The organism is Tardiphaga sp. 813_E8_N1_3 (assembly GCF_051811025.1).
Lineage (GTDB): Bacteria > Pseudomonadota > Alphaproteobacteria > Rhizobiales > Xanthobacteraceae > Tardiphaga.
Map to the genome: position 1 here is coordinate 2248640 of NZ_JBPWQE010000001.1, position 21087 is coordinate 2269726.

Below are 21087 nucleotides of genomic sequence, written 5' to 3' on the forward strand. Positions count from 1 at the left end.
CAAGTTCGGCCGTTGAACCCTGAATTTAAAGGGCTATTTTTACCGCAATGCAGTATCTTGTCAGTCGGCTGGGATTGACGTACTCGAAGCCGAATTCGCCTTTAGACCGGTTTTAACAATAACGGTTGGTGGCGCTGCGTTTCAGCGTCAACCACCTCATGACGTTGGGATGACGATGAGCCTCTATTCAGATTACCTCGCTGAGATCGAAAGCCGGAAAGCTCAGAACCTCGCTCCCAAGCCGATCGACGACGGCGCGCTCACCGGCGAAATCATCGCCCTCATCAAGGACAATGGCAGCGAATACCGCGCCGATGCCCTGAAATTCTTCATCTACAACACGCTGCCGGGCACCACGAGCGCCGCGGGCGTGAAGGCGGCCTTCCTGAAGGAGATCATCCTCGGCAAGGCGATCGTCCCTGAAATTACCCCGACCTTCGCGCTGGAACTACTGTCGCACATGAAGGGCGGCCCCTCGATCGGCGTGCTGCTCGACGTGACGCTCGGCAATGATGCCGGGCTGGCGAAGCAGGCTGGTGAAGTTCTGAAGACCCAGTTCTTCCTCTACGATGCCGACATGTTCCGGCTGCGCGATGCTTTCAAGGCAGGGAATGCCGTCGCCAAGGGCGTGCTCGAGAGCTATGCCAAGGCCGAGTTCTTCACCAAGCTCCCAGACGTCACGGACGAGATCAAGGTCGTGACCTATGTCGCCGCCGAAGGCGATATCTCGACCGACCTTCTGTCACCCGGCAACCAGGCGCATTCGCGCTCGGACCGTGAGCTGCACGGCCAGTGCATGATGACGCCGCAGGCGCAGCAGGAAATCGTGGCGCTGCAGAAGCAGCACCCCGACAAGCGCGTGATGATGATCGCCGAAAAGGGCACGATGGGCGTGGGCTCGTCGCGCATGTCGGGCGTCAACAACGTGGCGCTGTGGACCGGCAAGCAGTCCAGCCCTTATGTGCCCTTCGTCAACTTCGCGCCGATCGTCGCGGGCACCAATGGCATCTCGCCGATTTTTGCGACCACCGTCGACGTCACCGGCGGCATCGGCGTCAATCTCAAGAACTGGGTCAAGAAACTCGACGCGGACGGCAAGCCGATCCTGAACAACGACGGAAACCCGGTCCTCGAGCAGAAATTTGCGGTCGACACCGGCACCGTCCTGACGCTCGATGCCAAGGGCAAGAAGCTGCGCGACGAGAACGGCAAGGAACTGGTCGATGTCGCTGCCGCCTTCACGCCGCAGAAGATGGAGTTCATGAAGGCCGGCAGCTCCTATGCCATCGTGTTCGGCAAGAAGCTGCAGACCTTCGCCGCCGAAACGCTGGGCGTCGAGCCGACACCGGTGTTCGCGCCGAACAAGGAGATCTCGGTCGATGGCCAGGGCCTGACCGCGGTCGAGAAGATCTTCAACCGCAACGCCGTGGGCGTGCTCGGCGGCAAGGTGCTGCATGCGGGCTCGGACGTGCGCGTCAAGGTCAACATCGTCGGCTCGCAGGACACGACCGGCCTGATGACCGCGCAGGAGCTGGAAGCGATGGCGGCCACCGTCATCTCGCCGATCGTCGATGGCGCCTATCAGTCGGGCTGCCACACGGCGTCGGTGTGGGACAAGAAGGCGCAGGTCAACATTCCGAAGCTGATGAGCTTCATGAACAATTTCGGTGTGATCACCGCGCGCGATCCCAAGGGCAGCTACCATGCGATGACCGACGTCATCCACAAGGTGCTTAACGACATCACCGTCGATGACTGGGCGATCATCATCGGCGGCGACAGCCACACCCGCATGTCCAAGGGCGTGGCTTTCGGTGCCGATTCCGGCACCGTGGCGCTCGCGCTGGCGACCGGCGAGGCGACGATGCCGATCCCGCAATCGGTCAAGGTGACGTTCAAGGGTGCAATGCAGCCGCATATGGACTTCCGCGACGTGGTCCATGCGACCCAGGCGCAGATGCTCAAGCAATGCGGCGACAACGTTTTCCAGGGCCGGATCATCGAGGTCCATCTCGGCACGCTGCTCGCCGACCAGGCCTTCACCTTCACCGACTGGACGGCCGAGATGAAGGCCAAGGCGTCGATCTGCATTTCGCAGGACGACACGCTGATCGAGTCGCTGGAGATCGCCAAGTCGCGCATCCAGATCATGATCGACAAGGGCATGGAGAATGCGGGGGGCACGCTGAAGGGCCTGATCGCCAAGGCGGATGCGCGCATCGCTGAAATCCGCTCGGGCGAGAAGCCGGCACTGACCCCCGACGCCAATGCGAAATACTTCGCCGAAGTCGTCGTTGATCTCGATATCATCGACGAGCCGATGATCGCCGATCCCGACGTGAACAACGCCGATGTGTCCAGGCGCTACACCCACGACACGATCCGTCCGATTTCTTATTACGGCGGCACCAAGAAGGTGGACCTCGGCTTCGTGGGCTCGTGCATGGTGCACAAGGGCGACATGAAGATCGTCGCCCAGATGCTCAAGAACATCGAGAAGGCCGAAGGCAAGGTCGCGTTCAACGCGCCGCTGGTTGTCGCAGCACCCACCTACAACATCATCGACGAGTTGAAGGCCGAGGGTGACTGGGAAATCCTGCAGAAGTATTCCGGCTTCGAATTCGACGATGTGAAGCCGAAGACCGCGAACCGCACCTCATACGAGAACATCCTGTATCTCGAGCGTCCGGGCTGCAATCTGTGCATGGGCAACCAGGAAAAGGCGGAGAAGGGCGATACCGTTCTCGCCACCTCGACCCGTCTGTTCCAGGGCCGCGTCGTGGAAGACACCGCCGAGAAGAAGGGTGAATCGCTTCTCGCCTCGACCCCGGTCGTGGTGCTGTCGGCGATCCTTGGTCGCACGCCGAGCGCCGAGGAATATAAGGCCGCCGTCGAAGGCATCGACCTGACCAAGTTCGCCCCGCCGAAGACTGCTTCGATGGGGGCCTCCGTCTTTTACTAGGGCGGAGAACCAGAGCCGTTCAAAAATCGGCGTTGGCAGGTGAACACCTGCCGCGCCGCGGGGCTGGTAGGCGAGCGGGCATCCTGTACGAGGCCGATACCGTTTGTATCGACTATATCCGCAAGGTGGGCCTTTACGACGCCAACTGGCTGGCCTTTGCCATGCTGCTGCCGGTGAAGACCGTCGGCGTGATGGCGACGGCTGCACCGGCGCGCAACCTAGCGTGAGAACACTGCAGCGAGGGAGACTGCGATCTCCTTCACCTGCGTCGCCGCGAGATCGCGAGACTGGGTGTGCCGTTCGTCGCCAAATTCCTGATACTCAACGGCGATAGTTTCGATCGCGTCCTGGGCGACCCCTAGATAGCGAGCACATGTGGCGATGTGGGGGTCCAGATGATTCCAGCCGCCCCGTAAGCCGTTCGCGGCAAAGCCGAACTCACCACGTGCGCTCAATACGACAAGTCTCTTGCCCGACAGAACGGGCTCTAGCGGCCAGTCACCGCGACTCAGATCGAATGAAAATGTCCGGCCAACGCGCACGACCTGATCGAACCATGCCTTGAGAGCGCTGGGCATGCCGTAATTGTACATTGGCGTGCCCAAGACGAGGATGTCCGCCGCCGACAGTTCGTCAATCGCAGCGTCCGACCATGAAAGCCTGTCGCGCATGGCCATGTCTCGCTGTTCTGCGGGAGTGAACGCAGCAGCAATCCACTCCTCGGTTACATGCGGTGGAGGATCGATCGCCAAGTCTCGGCGGATGACTTGGTCATCAGGTCTTGCTGCAAGCCATGTGTCGATAAAGGTCTGCGAGAGGGTACGGCTGATGGAACGGCTGCGGCGCGCACTGGCGTCGAGGTGTAAGATTGAAGGCATGAGTTTATATTATCCATGTTGGCTACAACCAACTATGCATGCCCTTTAAATAGCTCACAAAGTCGAATACATCACGCGATAGATGAGTTATGCTCATCTATAAAAGGTGAGATGGATGACAGGTCGACTACCGCCATTGAGCGCGCTTCGCGCCTTTGAAGCTGCGGCACGCCACAGCAGCTTCAAGCGCGCCGCCGCGGAGCTTGGCGTCACTCCGACGGCAATCAGTCATCACATTCGGTTGCTGGAGGCGGATGTCGGCAAGCAATTGTTCTTGCGCCAGGCGAGGACCGTCGCATTGACGGCTGATGGAGACAATCTTTTCCGGCCGTTGACCGAAGCCTTCAGGTCGATGGGGGAAGCTGTAGTCGCCGTGCGACGGCGTCCGGCCCGTAAAATTGCGACGCTGTCCGCCACGTCAGCATTTACAGCGCGGCTGCTTCTGCCGCACGTTTCAGCGTTCCGCGATCTCAATGAAGGCTGGGATCTTCGCCTGCTCGCGAGCGACCAGCCCGTTAATTTGGAGGCTCGCGAAGCTGATGCCGCTATCCGATACGGCGCGGAATCTTCTTCAGAGCTTACATCGCTTCCTCTACTGGCGGACAAATACGCGCCGGTGTGCAGCCCAAAGCTGGATCTGCGGAGACCAGAAGACCTTGCGCGAGCTTCGCTCATTCATTTTGATTGGCGGTTCGCGTCTAAGAAGCGGACGTTGCCGACATGGCGGCTGTGGGCTGCGCGCGCAGGGGTAAGTTCAATAGACCCCGAGAGTGGGATTGCTTTCAACGACGAAAGCGCAGCGATTCAAGCCGCCGTTGCGGGACAAGGCGTTGGCTTGTTGAGTTTGACGCTCGTCGAGGCAGAGTTAGCCTCGCGCACTCTCGTGCAGCCATTCGGACCTTCCCTCGACGGCCGACGTTATGATTTGGTTTTTCCAACCCACGCCGAATCCTCGCCTGCCGTGGTCGCTCTGCATCGTTGGCTTGTCAGCAGCCTGACACTGAATGCTGCGGCGGCTCTAAGCCGGTAAGGCGCACCGTCAAGTGATCATGGTGACGCACAACGGACAACTGACGGTTCGGTTGACGGGAGTCCTCAAGGTAGCGAAAATTCTTACGCAAGAAAATCAACAGGTTGCCGTCGATGAGAACAATCGAATGAAGTGACGGGGCAAACGGCTGTTCCAAAAATGGCATCTCTGACATAACTCCGCAGCAATCTGCATTCCGCTCACATTCTGGCCTGAGAGGGTCCCGATGCGCGCCTGCCTTGTCCGCCTGCTGTCTGTTCTTGGTCTCCTTGCTTCAGCTTCCCTTGCGATGGCGCAGAGCATGCCTGCCGACGCGCCGAATGCGCGCGATCATGCCGTGCTCAGCCGTTATGCCGGATCGTGGCTCGTCGCCCAGGATGTGAAGAACTTCGATCAGGTCGGCATTCCCTCCGGAGACACTGACGTCGTCAAGCTTGAGGGGCGGGTGACGCGGCTGTTCTATCTCGCGCCCGCCGGCAAGGCGGTGCTCGAAGTGCAGCGCAACTATGAGCAGGCGCTTGAGCGCGCCGGTGCATCGAAGCTGGATGCGTGTGCCGACGACTGCGGTCGGCGGAATTTCAAACCGCTGCGCGACCTGCCTGGCAATCCGCAGCTGGCCAAGGTGTCGCTGGAAGGCTGGACCCCGATCACGCTGTTGCAGCAATGGCAGGAGACCGGCGGCGAGCGCTATTGGTACGGAACGTTGAATGCATCCGGCACCATGCTGCATGTGGCGGTCCTCTCAGCGAAGCCTGGCACCATCGCGCTTGCCAGTAAGTACATCGCCACAGTCGTGGAGATCGTCGAACCGAAGGCGATGGATAGCGGCAAGGTGACTGTGGATGCGGCAGCGCTCGCAAAGGGCCTGCAGGCTGAGGGTAGGGTGGCCCTCTACGGACTGTTCTTCGACACCGGTAAGGCGACCATCAAGCCCGAGTCCAAACCGCAACTCGACGAGATGGTGCGCGTGCTGCAAGCCAATGCCGGCGCAAACGTGTTCATCGTCGGCCATACCGACAATCAGGGTACGCTGGATGCGAACCTCGCGCTGTCGAAGGCGCGCGCGCAGGCGGTGATCGATGACCTGACGCGCAGCTACAAGATCGATGGCAAGCGCCTGTCCGCATCCGGCGTGGCGAACTACGCGCCGCTTGCCAGCAATGCCAATGAAAATGGCCGCGCCCGCAACCGCCGCGTCGAGATGGTGTTGCAATAGGTCTGTAAAACCGCCGGCCCGAGGTGTTCGTTGGGCGGTGCCATTCCCCGGATCCGCTTAGCGATACGCCGCCCTGGCGTGATCACACGTGAAAATGCGACATGCTGCGGCTGTATCTCTCTCCTCTCAGGCGTCCAGGAAGGTTAGGCAATGGGCGACGAACGTCTCGGCGTACTGGAACAACGCACCGTGCCCCGAGTCCGGGTACAGGATCAGCTGCGCGTTCTTCATTGCCTTGAACATATTGTACGCATTGATGCTGGGAAACATCGTGTCGTCGCTGCCGTGCACGATAAGCGCAGGCTGCCCTATGGCGCGGAGCGTCGCCTCGCCCTCGTCTTTACGCGCGCACCAGCCGATGATCGCCTTGGCCTGAGGCTCGCTAACATCGTTGCCGCTGTCCGGATCGCGACCTTGCCTGCGCGCCGTTGCGCGAGCGACGAAGGCGCGTCCGGCGCGCTGGCTCGCTTCCGAAGACGTGAAGAATAGCGGCAGTCGCACATCTGGTGCGCCGCGCGAAAAGGCTTCCTCCACCACGGCCAGTAGATGTTCCTCGCCACCGCGCGGCGCGGCGCCGGCGACGATGACCTTGCGGATCAGGCTGGGTTGCCGCACGGCGAGCACCTGGGCGAGCATGCCGCCAAGCGAGAAACCGAGCAGATCCACCTGCTCAAGGCCGAGCCTGCTGATGAATGTCTCGGCGTCCGACGCCATCTGTTCCACCGTGTCGGGCGTCGTGCCGGTCGAGGTGCCCACGCCGAGATTGTTAAAGACGATGACCGGCCGCGTTGCCGCCAGAGCGTTCACCACCGCCGGGTCCCAGGAATCGATGGTCCCGGTGAAGTGCTGCAACAGAACGAGCGTCGTTCCGGTAGTGGGGCCAAGACGCCTGAACGCGAAGCGTGTATCGCCCATGTCGAGGTATTCGGTTTTTGTCGTTTCGAGTGACATGATAGGTCCTTTGTGAGGTGCGAAGTCTGGCGGCGAAGTTGCTTCGGGAATGTCGACCGCGGATCTACATGGTGAGGACGATGCGGTGGCGGGGCTACTATTGCGTCAGTTCAAGCCGTCCCGGTGCGACAGGCCGAATAGCGATGTATTTTGTCGATTGGCTCGACATGGCAGCTCCGTTAAAAATCCGCGAGAGAGCTACCAGCCAGCTCCCGGAACCGACAGGACGTAGATGCCATCATTCAGGCCATGGAGATGGCGGAACATGACCGGCACACCTATTTGAGGTTGCGCGTAGCCGTCGTGGAGAAAGCATGAAGATTGGTCTGGTTCTTTGCCCGAGTTTTCAACCCATCTGCTTCGGGGCAGTCGCAGCGTTCGATGTGGCCAACAAGCAAGCCGGGAAGAAGCTGTACGACACGCGTGTCCTCTCGGAAGAGGGAGGGCTAGTCGCTTCGTCGTCGGGCATGCAGGTTATGACGGACGCTTTCGGCGAAGAGTCCTACGACACCTTGATCGTTGCTGCAGGGCTCGAGATTCCGACGTCGTCGCCTGGGCTGGTCCGGCTTCTTCGGGCGGCTGCCCGCGACGCACGACGCGTCGCGGGCATCTGCCTGGGCTCGTTTGTTCTCGGAGACGCCGGATTGCTAAACGGCCGACGCGCAACGACGCATTGGCGCTATGCACGGGCGTTGCAGGACCGGTTTCCCAGCTGCCGTGTCGACATGGACAAGATCTTTCTCGCGGATGGTCCGATCTGGACGTCTGCAGGCATGACGGCGGGAACGGACCTCGTCGTCGGCATCATCGAGCGCGACCACGGCTCCGAGGTCGCCCGTTCGGTCGCGAAGGGCATGGTCATGTACCATCGACGTTCCGGCGGGCAGTCCCAGCACTCGACCTTGCTCGATCTGAGCGCGAACGAAGACAGGGTTCAGCGCGCGCTGAACTACGCGCGCCAGAACCTTGCTGAAAGCCTGACGATCGACGATCTGGCGCGTGCCGCAAGCCTCAGTCCCCGGCAGTTCACCCGATTGTTCCGGTCGGAAACCGGCACGACGCCGGCGAAGGCAGTCGAAGCATTGAGGGTCGAGGCCGCAAGGCTCTTGCTGGAACAGAGCCGACAGCCGATAGAGGTGATCGCCCGCGAGGTGGGGTTCGCGAACAGGGAGCGGATGCGCCTGGCGTTCACCCGCGTGCACGGCGAGGTTCCCAGAGCCATCCGCAATGACGCCGGTCCCCTCGCCACGCTGTAGCGGCGATGTCTAGCTGAGCCGGATGTTGGAGAGATCGATCGAAACAACAAGTGGATCAGTGTTGAAGCTGCCGTCCGGTTGACGGGCAAAAATCCGCCGCTTCGTCGGGAATTTAATGCCGGAGACCTCTTGGTAATCCGCGATGAAGTGCGCGCCGGGCGTGTCCCCAGCGATCTCGACGTCATAATCGTGGCGCTTCAGCAGCCCATCGCCGTCGAAGTAAAGAGTCTGTACCGCGCTGTGCGTGGCGATCTCCGTGGGAAAACGGACAGCAAGACGGCGCCAGTCCCCGCTATCGGTCTGCCAGGGCTCCAGCTCTTCCGTCTCGACGCCGGGCCAGGCGAGCAGAAACGGCATTGTTAGATAGGTCCACATGGCGCAGCCGGCGAAGTAGGCAAGCTGCAGTTCTGTCCATGGGGTTTGCAGCGTATGGCCGGAGAAGCTTGCGCGCGGCTGAACTAGTTCTTCGAGAACGCTGCCGTCACTGGCTTCCAGGACCACGCGATCGGGGGCGAAGCGCGAGCGCCGACTACCTGCGCCGAACGGGGCATGCGATGCCCATTCCGTCTTGAGACCCACCGTGACGGTGGTGCGCTCGAGGGTTTGTGGATGTCCTTTCAAAGGCCATAAGACGCCTCCCTGCACCAGGTCGGCGGAGACCTGCTCGAACTGCCGCCAGCGCTGGAGGCCTCCATGAGCTTCGATGGCAAGTTCTTTAAGTCGTGTCATGATGTGCTTCCAGTGGGGCCGCGCGAAATGGCGAGGCTTCTGTTGCTGGAGGCTACGCGGTTGGTCGCGCCCGCTGAACGCCGTAGATGCCTTGATTTCGGCCACGGCCTTCAAGCTGACGAGGTCCTGCGATCTCTGGCGGTCGAGGGTACTTTGGAGGGCTCTCGGGGGAAATGGAGCGGGAGAAATAGAGGGAAACTCTGAAGGCTGGGCGTCCGCTAGCGAGCGAGGGGCCAATCTCACCGTCCATACGGCTGCTGCCCGCGAGAAAAATGCCCGCATGTGTCGGGAAGCCCGCCCGTCATGCGTCCTCGGGAGACGAAGAGCCGAGAGAGACGATGCGGAAGACTATCGTCGTGACCCATGTCACGCTGGATAGCGTCATGTATTCGCCGGGAGTCTGCCTATGAACCCTACCATTACCGCCTTTGAACGGTCGCCCGATCGCGGCAGGGGATTGGCCCGGGACATGCGCGTTCGCTGGGCGCTCGAAGAAGTGGGGCAGCCTTACGACGTTCGACTTCTTTCGTTCGATGAGATGAAGGGACCTCCGCATCAGGCGCGTCATCCTTTCGGGCAGATTCCGACCTACGAGGAAGGGGATCTTGTCCTGTTCGAGTCAGGAGCGATCGTGTTCCATATCGCAGAGGGCCATGCAGGCCTGCTGCCAGATGATGCGAACGCCCGGGCACGGGCAGTCACGTGGATGTTTGCCGCACTCAATACGGTCGAACCGCCGATCGTCGATCTCCTCATCGTCACGCTCCTGGAACGCGACAAGACCTGGTATGAGCAGCGTCTGGCGATGGTCAAGGACCGCATCCGCGGGCGGCTGGGCGAACTTTCCAAGCACCTTGGCAATGCCGACTGGCTCGACGGTGCGTTCAGTGCCGGTGACCTGCTGATGGTGTCGGTGCTACTCAGGTTGGGGGCGTCCGGCCTACTGGATGAATATCCCAACCTCTTCGCCTATGTCGCCCGCGGCGAAGCCCGGCCTGCCTACAAGCGCGCTTTCGCCGCTCAATTGGCGGTTTTCACCGCTGCGTCGGGCGGCTGACAGGAATCCCTCAGGGCGGCTTTCTAGGACCGCTACGGCGGCGCCGGCCGGTTTATCGAATTTACTTCCCGCGGCGCTATAAAATAGTTGAACAATCGTTCCTGAATTGCTATCTCGCCGGTTATGGCCAGACCACGGGAATTCGACACGGACGCCGCGCTCGACGACGCGATCAATGTCTTTAGCGGACATGGATATGAGGGCAGTTCGGCCCAGATGCTCGTCGATGCAATGGGGATCGGGCGACAGAGCCTTTACGCAGCCTTTGGCGACAAGTGGCAGCTTTATTGCGCCGCCGTACGTCGCTATGGAATGGGCGAATGTGCTGCACATATCGACGCGCTCCGAAGCGGACCGCGCGCAATCGACGGCATCGGCGCGATGTTGCGCCGTGTCGTGAAAACAGCCGATCGGCCGTGTCTTGGCGTTGGCTCGATCTATGAATTCGGCGTGTCCGAATCCGACCTCCAGGAGATCAATGGACTGCTGGCGAAAAGCTTGCGAGCTGCCATCGCAGCGCGCATTCGCGATGCGCAGTGTGAAGGCGATGTCGCTGCTGGTCTCGACCCGGAAGCAACCTCGGAATTTCTGATCGCGAACATCGCCGGCATTCGCGTCGCGGGACGGGGCGGCGCTGCACGCGCGGCTCTGGCAAGGCTGTCCGACATGGCCATGAGGGCGCTGCGATAGTCCCTTTTTTTGGAAAATTCAGGAACGAACGTTCAACAAAGGAGCAAGTGATGAGGGCTGTTGTGATGACCGGAACGGGCGGTCGCGAGGTGCTGGACTATGTCGAACGTCCGTCGCCTCTCGCTGGACCGGGCGAGGCATTGGTCGAGGTTGCCTTTGCGGGGGTGAACTTCATGGACATCGGCGTGCGCCAGGGCATGGCCTGGACTGAGGTTCCGAATCCCAAGATTTTGGGGGTCGAGGGTATGGGGCGCGTGCTGGCGGTCGGGGATGGTGTCGATGGCATCAGGCCCGGCCAGCGTGTCGCCTGGGTTTATGCGCCGGGAAGTTATGCGGAGCGGATCGCGATCCCTGTCACGTCGCTGGTACCGGTCTCTGACGCGATCGATGATCGCACCGCTGCGTCGGTGATGATGCAGGGGCTCACTGCCAGCCATTTCGCCACGGACTTCTATCCGCTGCAGCGCGGCGACATCGCTTTCGTCCATGCGGCGGCGGGCGGCGTGGGGCTGCTGCTGACCCAGATCATCAAATTGCGCGGCGGCCATGTCATCGGACGTGTGTCGTCGCAGGAGAAGGTCGCTGCAGCTAGGGAGGCTGGCGCCGACCATGTGATCATCGATACTGAAGGCCGGTTCGCCGAGGAGACCCTACGCCTGACCGATGGTCAGGGCGTGCACGTCGTCTATGATGGTTCCGGGCCGACGACCTTCCAGGGCTCGCTCGATGTGCTGCGTCGGTCGGGTACGTTCTGCTGGTATGGCCCGGTGCTTGGTGGGCCGGGACCGCTCGACATCATGAGCCTGCCGAAGAGCATCAAGATCGGCTATGCGACCTTCTTCGATCATATCCACACGCCCGAACTGCTGCGCGCGCGTTCGGAGGGGCTGTTCAACTGGATCGCGACGGGAGAGCTCAAGCTCCACATCGGCGGAGAGTACCGCCTAGCGGACGCAGCGAAGGCTCACGCTGACATGGAAAACCGCAAGACGACCGGCAAGCTGCTGCTGGTCCCATGAAGCCCGAGTATCGGGTTTTGTGGCTCGGCTGAAGTGTTCGGGGCACATACGTCAGTCCGGGCTGATATGCGTCAGTCCGGGCTGACTGCATTGAGCGAACTTGCGACATGCAGTTGCCGAATGCAGCCCGGCTGTTGTGTTTGATGTGTCCGGCCACCTCGCATGTTACGACCAACTTACTTGCCGCCTTACCGGAGCCCGCCTTCATGTCCGACGCACCTGCACAGAACCAAGTCCCCACCGCCGCCGAGAGCGATCCCGAGACGCTCGGCTGGATGAAAGGCTTTCCGCCAGCGCCGGACAAACTCATCCAATTCCACGACGGCTCGTTCCGCAACTTCCCCGAATTGCGCTGGGCCTGGAGCAATGTGCGCTCGCTGGTGCCCACGGTGAATGTCTGGCGCGGCGCGAGTGGTGCATCCGTGCTGCCGCGCGCGGAGCGCGATATCGGCGGGTCGAAATCGACGACCATGGATGGCCGGCCGATGACCTTCGCAAAGATGTTCGACGAGACCTACGCCGATGGCATCGCGGTGTTGCACAGGGGCAAGCTGATTTACGAGCGCTATGCCGGCGCGCTGAAGCCGCACAAGCCGCATATCGCGATGTCAGTGACCAAGTCCTTCACTGGCACGCTGGCCGGCATGCTGGTCGCGGAAGGCAAGATCGATCCGCAGGCACCGGTGACTGATTATGTGCCGGAGTTGAAGGCCACGGCCTTCGGAGATGCGCGCGTGCATGAAGTCATGGATATGACCACGGGGCTGAAATACACCGAGGTCTATACGGACAAGAATTCCGATGTGTGGGGGCTGCGGCGCGCCAATGGCATGGCGCCAATCCCTCCGGACTATGAAGGCGCGAGCGATATCTTCGCCTTTCTCTGCACGCAGCAGAAGCAGGGCGAGCACGGCAAGGCTTTCGCCTACAAGACCGTCAATACCGACACGCTCGCCTGGATTATCCGGCGCGCCAGCGGCATGACGCTGTCCGATCTCTTGTCCGAGCGCATCTGGGCGCCGATGGGGGCGGAAGAGGATGCGCATTATCACGTCGACCGCATCGGCACCGAGAGCGGCGGCGGTGGGTTGTCGACGACGCTGCGCGATCTCGCGCGCTTCGGCGAGGTGATGCGCAATCACGGCCGCTTCAACGGCCGCCAGATCGTGCCTAGCGCAGTGGTCGAGGACATCGAACGCGGCGCTGACCCCGAGAAGTTCAAGCCGGCCGGCTACGCCACGCTGCCCGGCGCGTCCTATCGCAACCAGTGGTGGGTGACCCACAATGAGCACGGCGCCTATATGGCGCGCGGCGTCTACGGGCAGGGCCTCTATATCGATCCGAAGGCCGAGATGGTGATCGCGCGCTATGCCTCGCATCCGGTCGCCGGCAATGCCGCCAATGATCCGGTGACGCTGCCGGCCTATATGGCGCTGGCGAAGGAGCTGATGGCGGAAGGCTGATTGATCGGGTTCCCACAAAGGGAACCTGATCGGGAACCTAAGAAGGCGTCGCGCGTATCCTTCGCGGCCGACACATCCCGTCGGGGCCATGCGGATCTGAACTCGATGATCAAGCCTTTGCGCGCTGCCTCGTGGCTGCGCCGTTCCAGCGTTGCGGTGATGCTGTGTTCGGCCGCCATCGCATCATCGCCAAGCCTTGCCCAGGAAGCGGCGCCCCGCAGTCAGAAACCGGCCAGTGACAACAGGATCAATCTCGATCCGCGGACCAATGGCGCAAATCTGGTCCACGGCAATTATTGCGGCCTCGGCTCGCGGCCGGGCAAGTCGCCGATCGACGCGCTCGATGTTGCCTGCATGCATCATGACGCATGTACGCCGGCAAGCGGCATTCCCGACTGTGACTGCAATATCCAACTGCGCGAGGAAGCCGCCGCGGTTGCGAGCGACCCCAAACAACCCTCGGACCTGCAGATCATGGCGTCGATGATCGCGTCAGCCGCAGCCGTGATGATCTGCAAGCCGATCATCAACCGGGCTGCAGCGCCTCCGGCTCCTGCGCGTCCGGGTAACGTGCCTCCGGCCGACATCCCCACGGCCAACGTACCAGCGGCTAACGTACCCGCTGCGAGCACTCCGACGGCTAACGTCCCGACCACGGCCCCGGCGACGCCGGTGTCGATCGTGCCTCCAGCCGTTGCCCCCGCGGCTGCGGCGCCTGAAGCTGCGACCGCCGCACCGATGGACATTGCGCCTGTGGCGGTGGCTCCAGCCACAGAAGCTCCCGCCAACGGAGCTCCAGTGAATGACGCGCCTGCGTCCAGCGGTCCTCTTCCGATAGCCCCGGCGCCGCGGGCTCCGTGATCGCCTTGAGCAGCGCTGGATCCGCGATCAGCTCTTGCACCTCCTGATTTTTCCGGCTCAATCGTCATAGTGATTTGCGCCTCGCCGTCGGCGAGGCCGATGGCGGAGCAGGGCGCGCATGAAGTTATCTGTCGCAAGTTTCGTGACATCCGCAGTCCTGTTGGGCTCGGCAGCGTTCGGCTCTGCGGCGATAGCCGCCGATCCGATCCGTGTTGGTGCGGTGCTGCCATTCTCCGGCGGTGTCGAGTTGTATGGCCAACAGGCCAAGCTCGGCCTCGATCTTGCTGCCAGGGAGATCAACGCGGCAGGCGGCATTCTCGGCCGGCCGCTTGAGGTCATCTATGTCGATGACAAGACCCGGCCGGCCTCCGCCGAGAGCGCGATGCGGTCGGTGATCGACAGCGGCGTCGTTGCGGTTGTCGGCCCTGTCACCTCGGCCAACTTCAATGCGATCAGGCCGCTCGCCGAGAGCACGAAGACGCCGCTGCTCTATGCGACGAATTTCGAAGGCGGCAAATGCAGCCGCTATGTCTTCTCCTTCAGCACGGTACCGAACCAGGATCTCGGCCAGTTGCTGCCCTATATGAACGAGGCCGTCGGCAACACCTACTTCCTGCTCGGCGCCGACCGGGTCTGGCCGCACCAGATGTTCGATATCGCCAGGCCGCTGATCGCAAAGCTCGGCGGCACCATCGTCGGCACGCAATACACGCTGGGCACCGAGACGGATTTCACGCCGCTGATCAAGCAGGTGGCGGCGGCAAAGCCGAAGGTGCTGCTGTTCGCGCTGAAGGGCGACGGCATGGATTTCATCCGGCAGGCCGACGATCAGGGATTGTTCAAGGAGACGACGGTTGCGTTTCTGGGATTGTCCGAGATCGACGTCGGCATCTTCAAGGGCAAAGGCCAGAACATGATCACGGTGGTGCCGTCGCTGGCGACCAGCGACGCGCCGGAGATGAAGGCGTTCGTCGCCAGGGTGCGGGCCTCAGCCGGCAATGACGTGCTGGTGTCGAACTATGTCATGACCCATTACAACACGCTGATCGCGCTCAAGGCTGCGATCGAGACGGCGGGCCGTGTCGACAAGGAAGCGATCGTGGATGCGCTGGCAGGGCTCACCATCCCGTCGCCGACAGGTCCTGTCACCATCGATACGAACCACTATGCAACAATGAACATGTTCATCGCCAAAACGCAGGGGCAGAGGCTCGTCCCCGTCCGCGGGCTCGGCGCGATCGCGCCGCAGCCGGGTTGCATATTGGCTGGTCGCTGATCGCGCGGGCGTGACGGCAACGGGCTGGCGCGCGCTGCAGGAGATTGCTTAAGTTCGCCGCAATGCAATTGGGAATACGTGGAGACGACAACAGATGGCAAAGGTGCGCTGTATCACCGAGATGGGCATGGGCGTCGACGTCCATGGCCGCGACGCCACCAAGGCTGCGAAGCGCGCGGTGTCGGATGCGATCCGCCATTCCAGCGTTGGCTTCTTTCGGATGGTCGGCAAGACGCCGCATGACATGTTTGTCGATGTGACCGTCGCGGTGCCGAATCCGGACGACGTCGACACGGCGGCCGTCGCGAAGGAATTGCCCTACGGCACAGTGACCGTGACCGCAGTCAAAGGCGGCCTCGACATTCCCGCCGAGAGCGGCGGCGACGGCATCCTCATTGCCAATGCAGCGGTGCTGGTGAGCCTCGACGACGGCAAGTAAACTAGCCGCCTCGGACGAGGCCCGCACTTCCCGCGATCTCGACGATTCTCTTCCATTCATTTTGCACTTGACCAATCCATAGCTCGTTGGTTATTGATTTAATCGATAACTGACAGGTTATGGATGGCGATGCCGAACACCTTTGATGTGCTCTTCAAGACGCTCGCCGATCCGACCCGGCGTGCGATCTTCGAGCGGCTTTGCCGTGACGGAGAGCAGACCGTCGCGGCGCTGACTGCCCAGGCCGGCGTCTCGCAACCGGCCGTCTCCAAGCATCTCGGCGTGCTGAAGCAGGCGGGGCTGGTGCTCGATCGTCACAGCGGCCGTCAGACACATTATCGATCGCAACCGGCGGCCCTGGCGCCGCTGCTCGACTGGACCAGCCAGATGGCCGGGTTCTGGGAGAGCCGGTTCGACGATCTCGAACAACTACTGAAGAGGATGGACAATTGACCGATACAGCATCCGAAACGCGTTCTGTCGTCGTTGAGCGGGAATTTGGCCATGCGCCGGAAAAGATCTGGCGTGCGCTGACCCAGCCGCTTCTGATCGCCGAGTGGCTCATGAAGAACGATTTCAAGCCCGTTATCGGGCATCGTTTTGATCTGAGCGCGAACTGGGGCGAGGTCGCCTGTCGGGTTACGGAAGTCGAGGCGAACCAAAAGCTCGCTTACACATGGGAGGCCTTGGGTCTCGAGAGTGTCGTGACCTGGACCCTTACGCCTTCGAACAACGGGACACTGCTGCGGATGGAGCAGATCGGCTTCCGGCCGGATCAGGAGCAGGCCTATCAGGGCGCCAAGTTCGGATGGCCGCGATTCCTGGCGTCGATGGAGCAGCTTCTGGCGCGACTGGACTGAATTCGGCCGACACAGAATCTCACGCCACTTCTGCATTGCTATGAGGTCACTCAACATGAGCCTATGGATCAGATACGCACACCGCTGGCTGTCGCTGGCCTTTACCGTGACGGTCATCGCCAATTTCGCTGTCCGCGGATTTGGCGAGCCGCCAGCCTGGGTGACCTTCTCGCCGCTGCCACCGCTGTTTCTGTTGATGTTCAGCGGTCTCTATATGTTCGTGCTGCCCTATGCCGCAAAGTGGCGTAGAGCAACGCAGGGCAGTGGACGGATGAACGCGTGAATTGGAATGCGCATGGATATTTTTGATCGTCTCAAATCAGCTGCGGCCGATGACTGGTCCAGCTATGTCGATCATGGTTTCGTCCGCCAACTCGGCGCCGGCACGCTGCCGGAGCCGGCGTTTCGCACCTACCTCGTGCAGGACTATCTGTTCCTGATCCAGTTCGCGCGCGCCTATGCGCTGGCGACCTACAAGAGCCGGACCCTCGATGACATGAAGGCGGCCCAAGGCGGTCTTGCCTCTATCCTCGGCGAGATGGATTTGCACGTGAAGCTGTGTGGGCGCTGGGGTTTGTCGCCTGCCGATATCGAGGCCGCGCCCGAGCTGCAGGCGACGGTAGCCTATACGCGCTTCGTACTGGATTGCGGCGCTGCCGGCGATCTGCTCGACCTGCATGTGGCGCTGGCGCCATGCGTGATCGGTTATGCCGAGATCGGCAAGAAGCTTGCGCCTGACGGTGCCGACGCGCTCGGCGATCATCCGTATCGCGAATGGATCGGCGAATATGCCGGCGCGGCCTATCAGGACATCGCAGTGAAAGCGCGCCGCCATCTCGACGATCTCGCCGCGCGCGCGATGACCGAGCGGCGCTTTGTCGAACTCGCAAAACTGTTCGGTCAGGCATCGCGCCTGGAATCTGACTTCTGGCAGATGGGGCTGGACGCGCGCTAGTGCGGCGCGCGGCGATCAGGACAGAGCATGGCACCCGTTAAAGTCGATCCCGCGAATGTGCGCGAGTTCAAGACCGCCGACGCCTTCTATAAATGGCTCGGCAAGAACCACGACAAGGCCGGCGAGGTCTGGATCAAGGTTCACAAGCTAAAATCCGGCCTCGCATCGATCACGCCGAAAGAGGCAATCGACGTCGTGCTGTGCTGGGGCTGGATTGACGGCATCCGCAAGGGACTGGACGAAACTAGCTTCCTGCAGCGCTACACGCCGCGCGGCCGGAAGAGCGTCTGGAGCCAGATCAATGTCGACAATGTTGCGCGCCTCGTCACAGAAGAGCGCATGACCGGGCATGGCCTTGTCCATGTGGAGGCGGCGAAAGCCGACGGCCGTTGGGACCGCGCCTATCGCGTCAAGGCGTCGGAGCTTCCCGCTGACCTGCAGGCGGCGATCGACGCCGAGCCAAAAGCGAAAGCGATGCTGGCGAAACTCAGCGCGCAGAACCGCTTCGCTTTGGCGTTCCGGGTGAACAACCTGAAGACCGAGGCCGGCCGCAAGAAGAAGATCGCGTCCTTCGTGGAGATGCTCAAGAAGGGCGAGACGGTCCATCCGCAAACCAGGAAGTGAAGTGGCGTCGCTCGTTGCTTTTCACGTCCGCTTAGGCCGCCTGATCGCCCGTACCTTGCCGCTGTCACCGCCGCCGCAGAAAAACTGATCGGCGCCATCGGATTCGAGACCGGACACGCCCACGCCGGCAGGCATCTCCAGCATCTCCAGCGCTTCTCCCGTCTGCGGATTAATGCGCCTCACGTCACTCTCATCGTTTTCCCAGGTGCCGTGCCAGAGTTCGCCATCGACCCAGGTCACGCCGGTGACGAAACGGTTGCTTTCGATGGTGCGCAGGATGGCCCCTGTCTCGGGATCGATCTGGTGGATCTTGCGCTCGCGATAATGTCCCACCCAGAGCGTACCTTCGGCCCAGGCCATTCCGGAGTCGCCGCCGCCGCCGGGTGCCGGGATGGTGGCGAGTACGCGGCCGGTGGCCGGATCGATCTTCTGGATGCGATCCTCGGCGATCTGAAACAGGTGCTTGCCATCGAAGGCGGTGCCAGCATGGGCTGCGATCTGGATGGCGCGCGTCGTCTGGCCGCTCGTGGGATCGAGGGCGTTGAGTTTGTCGCCAGATGCGAACCAGACGTGCTGGCCGTCAAAGGTAACGCCGCCCACACTTTTGACGCCCTCGAAGGGGCCATATTCGCGGATGATGACGGCTGCTGATTTGGTCATGCGAGTCTCCTTAGTGATATGCGACGACCCTAGTGATCCGGCAGCGGAGGAGGGAGTAACAACATCGTCGCGAGTCCGGGCAGGGATGGTGACGTCCAGCGGCGTGCGCGACCGCGGCCGAGCGGCTGCACCTTGTTGTTGGTAGCCAGCGTTTCGAGCGTTCGCTGAACGCTGCGCTGGCTCGCTCCGAGTGCCAGCGCGAGCGCCGAACTCGACCAGCTTTCGCCGTCGGCCAGAAGGGCGAGTACGGCAGCGTGTTCTTCCTCGACAGGTCGCGCCAGCACGACGATCTCGCGCGCCATGCGCGGCGTCAGTACGAAACCAAGCCTGGTCGCATTCACGTCTGCCAGAGGCGCAAGCATCTTGCGCAGGCGTCCCATCTCGACACGAAGCCGCGCGCGATGCGAGACATCGGCGTGTCTGGCGCGGAAGGCGCGCGCCAGCAGTGTTTCCCGCGTGACGTCCGCCGGCCATGCCTCGCCGAGCGCGCGTGCGAGTATGAACAACACCGGACGCGTAGCCAGCGACAGCTCGATCTTTCGGTGGCGGACGACATGTCGGCAGGCATCGATGACGATGGCTTTCGATTTCTGCAAATCCTCGACTTCGTCGAGCAGTAGTGGTCGTTCGTCACCGCGCGCGATCAGGCGCGCTGCGGGCGCGTTGAGGAGTCGGGATGCGCTGTCGACTTCGGCCGTCAGCGCGGGAATGCCGGCAAAGCGTGCGGCATGCTGCGCGTCGGCGAGGGCCGCACGTGCGGTTCTCGCATGGAGCCGCCGCATCGCAATGCCCATGACGACCAGTGCATGCGCCGTCCTCAAGGCGGGCGGGAAGGGCGCCGGATCGAGGGCGCCGAGCTTTCGCTCGGCTTCGTCCAGGCGCCCGATGAGCAGAAGTCGCCTGACATCGAGATAACCGCCGTATGCCGCATTCACATGGTCGCCGTGGGCGTCGAGTGTCAGCCGTGCGGCGTCGAGCGCCTTGCTGGGCCAATGGAGATCGCGCGAGACGAGGGCGATCTCGGCCTCGGCGACGATGCACCGCGCACGCGCCACCGGTTCCTTGGCACCGAAGGCGCGTGCGGCCCGTTTCACGAGATCCTTCGCGCGTGCGAAATCGCCGAGCTGGGCCATTGCGATGCCGCGCAGTGCGAGCGCTGGCGGGTCGTCGCGCAATGCAACGCGCTTCAAGGCACCGAGCGGGTCACCCGCCGCAAGCGCATGTCCTGCGGCGGTGATCAGGGAGTCCATTCAAATCCCGCCACACTTGTCACTCCCATCCGTCCATTGCCGGATCCTAATCTACCTCACGACGATTAACCGGCAAGTCATGTCGGTAACGCATGACGATGGACGAAAGTGGAGAGAAGACCATGACGACACCGATGAAAACACCACCGATTGTATCACCGCAGGCATGGGAGTCCGCGCGAACGGACATGCTCGTGAAGGAGAAGGCTGTGATGCGCGCGCGCGATACGCTGGCGGCCGAGCGCCGGAGGATGCCGTGGATGGTGGTGGAGAAGGCGTATGCGTTCGAAGGGCCCGATGGCAAAGCCAGCTTGCTCGACCTGTTCGACGGCCGCCGTCAGTTGATCGTCTACCGCGCCTTCTTCGAACCCGGTGTGTTCGGCTGGCCCGATCACGCCTGCCGCGGCTGTTCGCTGGGCGCCGATCAGGTTGCCCACCTCGCGCATCTGAATGCCCGCGACACCACCCTCGTCTACGCCTCGCGGGCACCGCAGGCGGACATCGCGCGCCTGAAGGCGCGGATGGGCTGGGAGATGCCCTGGGTCACCATCACGGACAGTTTCGACGCTGACTTCGGCGTCGACGAGTGGCACGGCCACAACGTGTTTTTCCGCAACGGCGATCGCGTGTTCCGCACCTATTTCATTAACAGCCGCGGCGACGAGGCGATGGGGACCACCTGGAGCTATCTCGACACGACGCCGCTCGGCCGTCAGGAGGTCTGGGAGGATTCGCCCGAAGGCTATCCGCAGACTCCGACCTACAAATGGTGGAACTGGCACGACAACTATGTCGCTGGCGCTGCACCCGACAAGAAATGGGTCGAGGTCTCGGCCGCCGGAGAGGCCACGTTCCGGAAGACCGATGAGTAGCGCCATCGACGACGTCGATCGTGCGAAGGCCTATCACTG

The 21087-nt window shown here is 62.1% G+C and carries 23 protein-coding genes; 18 read left to right on the forward strand and 5 right to left on the reverse strand.

Features of this window, described 5'->3' with window-relative positions:
- Window positions 1–175 precede the first annotated feature (175 nt).
- Both AB8A33_RS10680 and AB8A33_RS10685 read left to right on the forward strand, forming a co-directional pair.
- A complete protein-coding gene (locus AB8A33_RS10680) occupies window positions 176–2962 on the forward strand; it encodes a bifunctional aconitate hydratase 2/2-methylisocitrate dehydratase (RefSeq protein WP_439092688.1) in 2787 nt (928 codons plus the stop codon).
- 32 nt (window positions 2963–2994) lie between these two features.
- On the forward strand, window positions 2995–3189 hold the full coding sequence (locus tag AB8A33_RS10685) for a hypothetical protein (protein ID WP_439096094.1): 195 nt from the start codon (window positions 2995–2997) through the stop codon (window positions 3187–3189).
- On the opposite strand, the gene AB8A33_RS10690 is transcribed toward AB8A33_RS10685, so the two are convergent.
- Entirely contained in the window at window positions 3181–3840 is a 660-nt protein-coding gene (locus tag AB8A33_RS10690; RefSeq protein WP_439092689.1) for an FMN-dependent NADH-azoreductase, read from the reverse strand. The two genes, AB8A33_RS10685 and AB8A33_RS10690, sit on opposite strands and share 9 nt — an antisense overlap.
- Window positions 3841–3955: 115 nt before the next feature.
- Here AB8A33_RS10690 and AB8A33_RS10695 point away from each other — a divergent pair, with 115 nt between their 5' ends.
- Both AB8A33_RS10695 and AB8A33_RS10700 read left to right on the forward strand, forming a co-directional pair.
- On the forward strand, window positions 3956–4870 hold the full coding sequence (locus tag AB8A33_RS10695; RefSeq protein WP_439092690.1) for a LysR substrate-binding domain-containing protein: 915 nt from the start codon (window positions 3956–3958) through the stop codon (window positions 4868–4870).
- Window positions 4871–5171: 301 nt separating this feature from the next.
- On the forward strand, window positions 5172–6086 hold the full coding sequence (locus AB8A33_RS10700; protein WP_439092692.1) for an OmpA family protein: 915 nt from the start codon (window positions 5172–5174) through the stop codon (window positions 6084–6086).
- A gap of 126 nt (window positions 6087–6212) precedes the next feature.
- On the opposite strand, the gene AB8A33_RS10705 is transcribed toward AB8A33_RS10700, so the two are convergent.
- A complete protein-coding gene (locus tag AB8A33_RS10705) occupies window positions 6213–7037 on the reverse strand; it encodes an alpha/beta fold hydrolase (protein ID WP_439092693.1) in 825 nt (274 codons plus the stop codon).
- Window positions 7038–7351: 314 nt separating this feature from the next.
- Here AB8A33_RS10705 and AB8A33_RS10710 point away from each other — a divergent pair, with 314 nt between their 5' ends.
- Window positions 7352–8293: a GlxA family transcriptional regulator gene (locus AB8A33_RS10710; protein WP_439092694.1), complete on the forward strand. Its 942-nt coding sequence runs from the start codon at window positions 7352–7354 to the stop codon at window positions 8291–8293.
- A gap of 9 nt (window positions 8294–8302) precedes the next feature.
- On the opposite strand, the gene AB8A33_RS10715 is transcribed toward AB8A33_RS10710, so the two are convergent.
- Entirely contained in the window at window positions 8303–9022 is a 720-nt protein-coding gene (locus AB8A33_RS10715) for a hypothetical protein (RefSeq protein ID WP_439095904.1), read from the reverse strand.
- 406 nt (window positions 9023–9428) lie between these two features.
- Between AB8A33_RS10715 and AB8A33_RS10720 the strand changes: the two genes are divergently transcribed.
- The 12 genes from AB8A33_RS10720 (at window position 9429) to AB8A33_RS10775 (ending at window position 18266) form a co-directional block, all read left to right on the forward strand.
- On the forward strand, window positions 9429–10079 hold the full coding sequence (locus AB8A33_RS10720; RefSeq protein ID WP_439092695.1) for a glutathione S-transferase family protein: 651 nt from the start codon (window positions 9429–9431) through the stop codon (window positions 10077–10079).
- A gap of 123 nt (window positions 10080–10202) precedes the next feature.
- Window positions 10203–10769: a TetR/AcrR family transcriptional regulator gene (locus AB8A33_RS10725; protein WP_439092697.1), complete on the forward strand. Its 567-nt coding sequence runs from the start codon at window positions 10203–10205 to the stop codon at window positions 10767–10769.
- 50 nt (window positions 10770–10819) lie between these two features.
- Window positions 10820–11788, forward strand: coding sequence for a quinone oxidoreductase family protein (locus tag AB8A33_RS10730; RefSeq protein ID WP_439092698.1), 969 nt, complete (start codon window positions 10820–10822; stop codon window positions 11786–11788).
- 206 nt (window positions 11789–11994) lie between these two features.
- Entirely contained in the window at window positions 11995–13251 is a 1257-nt protein-coding gene (locus AB8A33_RS10735; protein ID WP_439092699.1) for a serine hydrolase domain-containing protein, read from the forward strand.
- A 105-nt stretch (window positions 13252–13356) separates the two neighbouring features.
- Window positions 13357–14112 (forward strand): hypothetical protein, encoded by a 756-nt coding sequence (locus AB8A33_RS10740; RefSeq protein WP_439092701.1) that lies wholly within the window; start codon window positions 13357–13359, stop codon window positions 14110–14112.
- A gap of 118 nt (window positions 14113–14230) precedes the next feature.
- Window positions 14231–15388: a substrate-binding protein gene (locus AB8A33_RS10745; protein WP_439092702.1), complete on the forward strand. Its 1158-nt coding sequence runs from the start codon at window positions 14231–14233 to the stop codon at window positions 15386–15388.
- Between the two features lie 94 nt (window positions 15389–15482).
- A complete protein-coding gene (locus tag AB8A33_RS10750; protein ID WP_439084913.1) occupies window positions 15483–15827 on the forward strand; it encodes a Lin0512 family protein in 345 nt (114 codons plus the stop codon).
- Between the two features lie 129 nt (window positions 15828–15956).
- Window positions 15957–16280, forward strand: a complete 324-nt coding sequence (locus AB8A33_RS10755; RefSeq protein ID WP_439095905.1) for an ArsR/SmtB family transcription factor — start codon at window positions 15957–15959, stop codon at window positions 16278–16280.
- On the forward strand, window positions 16277–16687 hold the full coding sequence (locus AB8A33_RS10760) for an SRPBCC family protein (protein WP_439092704.1): 411 nt from the start codon (window positions 16277–16279) through the stop codon (window positions 16685–16687). Before AB8A33_RS10755 ends, AB8A33_RS10760 begins: the two co-directional genes overlap by 4 nt.
- 55 nt (window positions 16688–16742) lie before the next feature.
- Complete coding sequence (locus AB8A33_RS10765) at window positions 16743–16970, forward strand: hypothetical protein (protein ID WP_439083330.1); 228 nt, start codon at window positions 16743–16745, stop codon at window positions 16968–16970.
- A gap of 12 nt (window positions 16971–16982) precedes the next feature.
- Window positions 16983–17642 carry a TenA family protein gene (locus tag AB8A33_RS10770; RefSeq protein WP_439092706.1) on the forward strand — a complete coding sequence of 220 codons (660 nt, stop codon included), beginning with the start codon at window positions 16983–16985 and terminating at the stop codon, window positions 17640–17642.
- Between the two features lie 27 nt (window positions 17643–17669).
- Window positions 17670–18266 carry a YdeI/OmpD-associated family protein gene (locus AB8A33_RS10775; protein WP_439092707.1) on the forward strand — a complete coding sequence of 199 codons (597 nt, stop codon included), beginning with the start codon at window positions 17670–17672 and terminating at the stop codon, window positions 18264–18266.
- 21 nt (window positions 18267–18287) lie between these two features.
- Here the strand turns inward: AB8A33_RS10775 and AB8A33_RS10780 are convergent, their stop codons facing one another.
- Both AB8A33_RS10780 and AB8A33_RS10785 read right to left on the reverse strand, forming a co-directional pair.
- Window positions 18288–18926: a Vgb family protein gene (locus tag AB8A33_RS10780; protein ID WP_439092708.1), complete on the reverse strand. Its 639-nt coding sequence runs from the start codon at window positions 18924–18926 to the stop codon at window positions 18288–18290.
- Window positions 18927–18955: 29 nt separating this feature from the next.
- The gene (locus AB8A33_RS10785; RefSeq protein WP_439092710.1) at window positions 18956–20176 is read right to left on the reverse strand and encodes a helix-turn-helix domain-containing protein; all 1221 of its coding nucleotides are present in this window, start codon (window positions 20174–20176) and stop codon (window positions 18956–18958) included.
- 122 nt (window positions 20177–20298) lie between these two features.
- Here AB8A33_RS10785 and AB8A33_RS10790 point away from each other — a divergent pair, with 122 nt between their 5' ends.
- Window positions 20299–21048 carry a DUF899 domain-containing protein gene (locus AB8A33_RS10790; protein WP_439092711.1) on the forward strand — a complete coding sequence of 250 codons (750 nt, stop codon included), beginning with the start codon at window positions 20299–20301 and terminating at the stop codon, window positions 21046–21048.
- The last annotated feature ends 39 nt before the right edge of the window (window positions 21049–21087 follow it).

Excerpts from the sequence above, each read along its gene's own strand:
- AB8A33_RS10700 (WP_439092692.1), top strand. The coding sequence starts at position 5,172 with ATGCCTGCCGACGCGCCGAATGCGCGCGATCATGCCGTGCTCAGCCGT.
- AB8A33_RS10790 (WP_439092711.1), top strand. The coding sequence starts at position 20,299 with ATGACGACACCGATGAAAACACCACCGATTGTATCACCGCAGGCATGG.
- AB8A33_RS10785 (WP_439092710.1), bottom strand. The coding sequence starts at position 20,176 with ATGGACTCCCTGATCACCGCCGCAGGACATGCGCTTGCGGCGGGTGAC.
- AB8A33_RS10720 (WP_439092695.1), top strand. The coding sequence starts at position 9,429 with ATGAACCCTACCATTACCGCCTTTGAACGGTCGCCCGATCGCGGCAGG.
- AB8A33_RS10780 (WP_439092708.1), bottom strand. The coding sequence starts at position 18,926 with ATGACCAAATCAGCAGCCGTCATCATCCGCGAATATGGCCCCTTCGAG.
- AB8A33_RS10765 (WP_439083330.1), top strand. The coding sequence starts at position 16,743 with ATGAGCCTATGGATCAGATACGCACACCGCTGGCTGTCGCTGGCCTTT.
- AB8A33_RS10715 (WP_439095904.1), bottom strand. The coding sequence starts at position 9,022 with ATGACACGACTTAAAGAACTTGCCATCGAAGCTCATGGAGGCCTCCAG.
- AB8A33_RS10710 (WP_439092694.1), top strand. The coding sequence starts at position 7,352 with ATGAAGATTGGTCTGGTTCTTTGCCCGAGTTTTCAACCCATCTGCTTC.
- AB8A33_RS10755 (WP_439095905.1), top strand. The coding sequence starts at position 15,957 with ATGCCGAACACCTTTGATGTGCTCTTCAAGACGCTCGCCGATCCGACC.
- AB8A33_RS10690 (WP_439092689.1), bottom strand. The coding sequence starts at position 3,840 with ATGCCTTCAATCTTACACCTCGACGCCAGTGCGCGCCGCAGCCGTTCC.
- AB8A33_RS10705 (WP_439092693.1), bottom strand. The coding sequence starts at position 7,037 with ATGTCACTCGAAACGACAAAAACCGAATACCTCGACATGGGCGATACA.
- AB8A33_RS10745 (WP_439092702.1), top strand. The coding sequence starts at position 14,231 with ATGAAGTTATCTGTCGCAAGTTTCGTGACATCCGCAGTCCTGTTGGGC.
- AB8A33_RS10775 (WP_439092707.1), top strand. The coding sequence starts at position 17,670 with ATGGCACCCGTTAAAGTCGATCCCGCGAATGTGCGCGAGTTCAAGACC.
- AB8A33_RS10725 (WP_439092697.1), top strand. The coding sequence starts at position 10,203 with ATGGCCAGACCACGGGAATTCGACACGGACGCCGCGCTCGACGACGCG.
- AB8A33_RS10730 (WP_439092698.1), top strand. The coding sequence starts at position 10,820 with ATGAGGGCTGTTGTGATGACCGGAACGGGCGGTCGCGAGGTGCTGGAC.
- AB8A33_RS10680 (WP_439092688.1), top strand. The coding sequence starts at position 176 with ATGAGCCTCTATTCAGATTACCTCGCTGAGATCGAAAGCCGGAAAGCT.
- AB8A33_RS10695 (WP_439092690.1), top strand. The coding sequence starts at position 3,956 with ATGACAGGTCGACTACCGCCATTGAGCGCGCTTCGCGCCTTTGAAGCT.
- AB8A33_RS10770 (WP_439092706.1), top strand. The coding sequence starts at position 16,983 with ATGGATATTTTTGATCGTCTCAAATCAGCTGCGGCCGATGACTGGTCC.
- AB8A33_RS10735 (WP_439092699.1), top strand. The coding sequence starts at position 11,995 with ATGTCCGACGCACCTGCACAGAACCAAGTCCCCACCGCCGCCGAGAGC.
- AB8A33_RS10740 (WP_439092701.1), top strand. The coding sequence starts at position 13,357 with ATGATCAAGCCTTTGCGCGCTGCCTCGTGGCTGCGCCGTTCCAGCGTT.
- AB8A33_RS10750 (WP_439084913.1), top strand. The coding sequence starts at position 15,483 with ATGGCAAAGGTGCGCTGTATCACCGAGATGGGCATGGGCGTCGACGTC.